The organism is Paenarthrobacter sp. CM16 (genome assembly GCF_013179505.1).
Taxonomy (GTDB): Bacteria; Actinomycetota; Actinomycetes; order Actinomycetales; family Micrococcaceae; genus Arthrobacter.
In genome coordinates this window covers 1-3,152 of the sequence record NZ_JABMCX010000412.1, presented here as the reverse complement: position 1 = coordinate 3,152, position 3,152 = coordinate 1, and the positions used below count along the sequence as shown (strand labels likewise).

Sequence of the window (3,152 nt, the reverse complement as noted above, 5' to 3'; positions counted from 1 at the left end):
CCAGGCATACAGATCCAGAGTTGTCTGGACGTCGGAGTGTCCGAGCCGTCGACTCACCACATGGAGCGGGGCGCCGGCCAGGAGCATTGCCGTGGCATGGGTGTGGCGGAACCAGTGAGGCGTCCAGCGTTGCGGAACCGCGGGACCAAGAGCCCGGCGGATTTGCCCGACGCGTTTGTAGACTGTTTCCGTCCGCAGGGGCTTGAACTCGTGCCCCACCCTGAGGTTCACGAACACATACGCCTCATCCATGGACGGTACGACTAGGTCCATTCCCTTGTCGCACAACTGCCAGACGTATTCGGCGTAGAGCCGGTCGAGGCTGTCCGAGATATGAATCTTGCGGTAGCGGAATCCCTTGACCCTCAGCCCATGTGGGTGGTCATCGCGCGGGGCGACCTCAACGTAGGGGTTTTCCCCACGCCCTGACTGCCAGTCCCGATGCTGCAGACTCAGCGCCTCCCCTAAGCGGAGACCCGTTTCCTCCAGCAGGGTGAATAGTAAGAGGTCTCGTACAGACCCGCTCCACATCCCTGTCAACTGGTCGAACCGACCACAATGATCCTTGATCGCATCGACTTGCCGGGCCGTCAAAACAGGAGCTATGGACCGTCGCTTCGGGACACTGACGGACGCGCTGCGGCGCAGGCCACGGCTTGTATGCCCCAGGAACGGTAAGTAAGGACTTCGGGCAGGGCGGTCGGAGTAGACAATTGCTGCGAAGTCGTATCCCCGCCACTGATGAAATGCATAGAAGGAACGCACACCCTGGATCCTCAGGGCAGCTGTTGAAGGGGCGATCCGAGAGGGCGTGTCCGCCCCGCGGAGTGGAGTCACGTCTGGCGGAATACCAGTCCGAATCCACGCCAGAAACGCGGACATGTCCTCGATCTTCGGTTCATCCCATGCTCTTCCGCGAAGGCCCAGAAAATCCCACCACAAGCAGAGAGATCGCGAATAGGACTTGACGGTATTGGGCGAATGTCCGGTCTGCCTCAAATGCTCAATGTACAGCTCTATCTCTGGAACCGGCAGGAAATCTTCCCCAAGAACAGTCCACGTGGTCTCTTCGCCGTCGCTTTGAACCCGCTGAACTCGCGTCATCTGTCAGCTCTCCGTTCCGCTCCCCTCAGGTTCGCGTACGCAAACAAACTGAAGCGGTACTCCGAGTGAACGGTGCACGGAAGGACCAGGGCCTTCCGATGAAGACGAATACCGGATAGCCAAGTCTTCAACAGGGCAAAGCCGCCCGCGCCCACCGTTGAAGACGTTGACGAAGGGCAGAAATCTATACCGGATAAGCGGGCAAAATTGCGCGTCTTTTCACGGCGGCGCTGCGAAACGAGGGCTTTTCGAGGATCGTCTCGCTGCGGGCATTTACCAGCTTGGAGCCGATCTTGGTGTCTTTTGCCCAGGATGGGACGAGACCCCATTTGGCTATCAGGAGGCGCCGGTCGAGGGTGCCATCATCCAGGCGTTCGGCCACGATGGGCACGTTCTGGGTGGGGGCGACGTTCCAGCTCGGCCCCGGCGGGTTGCCTTCAACTTCCTTGGCATCAAAGTGACTCAGAAGATCGCTTGTTGCCTTGGACATCACGTATCTGCCGCACATGAGAACATTCTGCCCATAAAAACGTCAAAGCGGAGGCCGTACGCAGCTTCGCATCGCTATGTATCAGTATGAGGACAAGGACTGCGTGGTCTCGCTAGGAGCGCAAGTCGGGAGCCAGTTGCTCAACCACTACCCGGGCCTTCTCCTGGCTGCCCCAAATCCAGTCATTTGCGAAGGCGTACACGCGGGCATCAGTTTCTAGCCCGACCGCAACCCCCAGCGCCGGGCGGGACTTGGCCAGCCGCGCAACGCTGGATTTACTCACACCCGTCACCTGTGCGACTGCCCGCTGGGACATTCCCGAGTCCAGCAAAAGTGTGACGGCCTGAGCAATGGCGACATCCGCGGCAAGACTGGCCTGATGCGCAAGAAGCCGCGCCCGGGCAATAGCAGCAGCTGCGGTCTCTTCAACGTTCCATTCATCTGTCATATCTTGAGCGTACCAGAACTGCCCCAGGAATGGGGCAGCTTGGGGGCGAAGCACCGCAGAACAGCTTCCGCACACAAGAAAGCAGCCCCCAGCCTCGGCGAAGGGGCTGCCTCTCGCTGTGTTGTTGGATAGCGGCCAACCCTGACAGTATGCCGGTCTTTTCCCGCGGCTCGGCATCGGGCAAGCCACTTCGTAGAACCTGGAGCTGTAACGGTTGCGCTACTGAGGCTCCCTGAGCCATGTAAGAGCGTCCGCTTTTGAGCTGAAGAATCTGGTGGAGCATGGGGGCGCGGCGGTGTTGAGTTGGTAGTCGACCAGCACGCGGTCCACTGGTCCTGCTCCCAGCAAGGCGATCCTGGAAGCGGAACACGGTTGAGCGAAGACAGCGCGTGCTTCATGGCTGAGGAAGCTCGCTTCGGCGATCTCAACCAACAGCGGGTACCTTTCGGTGCCGGCGGCACTGTTGACCGCGTCCATGGCGGCTTGGGCGTTTTCGGCTTCGATGTGGGTTCCGGGATTCCACATCAGGTGCAGGATGGCCTCGCCCTCCAGCCGGACGGCAGAATTGGGCAGCTGGTCCTGGCCAGTCATGGGCTTCCACCTAGTTCTGTCACCGGGAAAGCATAAACAATAGCTGGTGGGATCTGGGTGGCGGCCTGCTGCAAGACCGGCCACCCAGTACGCCTATGCTTCCGCCCAGTCGTTTAAACCGTGGGTGCGATTCCTCAAGAATCGGGCAGGGAAAGCTCAAGATTTCCTCAAGATCCATCCCGGTCAGTTTTATATGCTAGGCGTCGCCTATGGGTTGGTCCGTGCGCGCGGTCGTAGACTAGCGAGGACGTGAGAGAGAGGGGCCATGACTTCACGCGGAAAATGCCTGGTTATCGAGGACGACGAGGATATCGCCGGACTGCTCGAGGTAATCCTTACCACCGCCGGCTTTGACGTCCGGGTCGAGGCATCGGGGACGGAAGGTCTCCTGGCAGCGACCAGTGTGGAGCTGACGCTGATCACCCTTGATCTAGGGCTCCCCGACATGGATGGCCGCGAAGTAGCTGGCTTACTACGCGCTGTGACTAATGCCCCGATTTTGATGATCACCGCGTTCGC

Annotated in this window: 5 protein-coding genes; 1 reads left to right on the top strand and 4 read right to left on the bottom strand. The window is 59.9% G+C overall.

What is annotated here, in order from left to right; all coding sequences use genetic code 11:
• The 4 genes from HP499_RS22635 to HP499_RS22620 form a co-directional block, all read right to left on the bottom strand.
• The coding region (locus HP499_RS22635) for a tyrosine-type recombinase/integrase (RefSeq protein ID WP_172326322.1) at nucleotides 1–1,104 on the bottom strand (1,104 nt) is incomplete at its 3' end.
• A 184-nt stretch (nucleotides 1,105–1,288) separates the two neighbouring features.
• Nucleotides 1,289–1,612 (bottom strand): SOS response-associated peptidase, encoded by a 324-nt coding sequence (locus HP499_RS22630; protein WP_256378462.1) that lies wholly within the window; start codon nucleotides 1,610–1,612, stop codon nucleotides 1,289–1,291.
• 94 nt (nucleotides 1,613–1,706) lie between these two features.
• Complete coding sequence (locus HP499_RS22625) at nucleotides 1,707–2,042, bottom strand: hypothetical protein (protein WP_172326321.1); 336 nt, start codon at nucleotides 2,040–2,042, stop codon at nucleotides 1,707–1,709.
• A gap of 219 nt (nucleotides 2,043–2,261) precedes the next feature.
• Nucleotides 2,262–2,633 carry an STAS/SEC14 domain-containing protein gene (locus HP499_RS22620; RefSeq protein ID WP_172326320.1) on the bottom strand — a complete coding sequence of 124 codons (372 nt, stop codon included), beginning with the start codon at nucleotides 2,631–2,633 and terminating at the stop codon, nucleotides 2,262–2,264.
• Between the two features lie 265 nt (nucleotides 2,634–2,898).
• On the opposite strand from HP499_RS22620, the gene HP499_RS22615 reads away from it, so the two are divergent.
• On the top strand, nucleotides 2,899–3,152 hold a 254-nt coding region (locus HP499_RS22615), incomplete at its 3' end, for a response regulator (protein WP_172326319.1).

Coding starts and splice junctions, on each gene's coding strand:
- HP499_RS22625 (WP_172326321.1), bottom strand. CDS start 2,042: ATGACAGATGAATGGAACGTTGAAGAGACCGCAGCTGCTGCTATTGCC.
- HP499_RS22630 (WP_256378462.1), bottom strand. CDS start 1,612: ATGTGCGGCAGATACGTGATGTCCAAGGCAACAAGCGATCTTCTGAGT.
- HP499_RS22620 (WP_172326320.1), bottom strand. CDS start 2,633: ATGACTGGCCAGGACCAGCTGCCCAATTCTGCCGTCCGGCTGGAGGGC.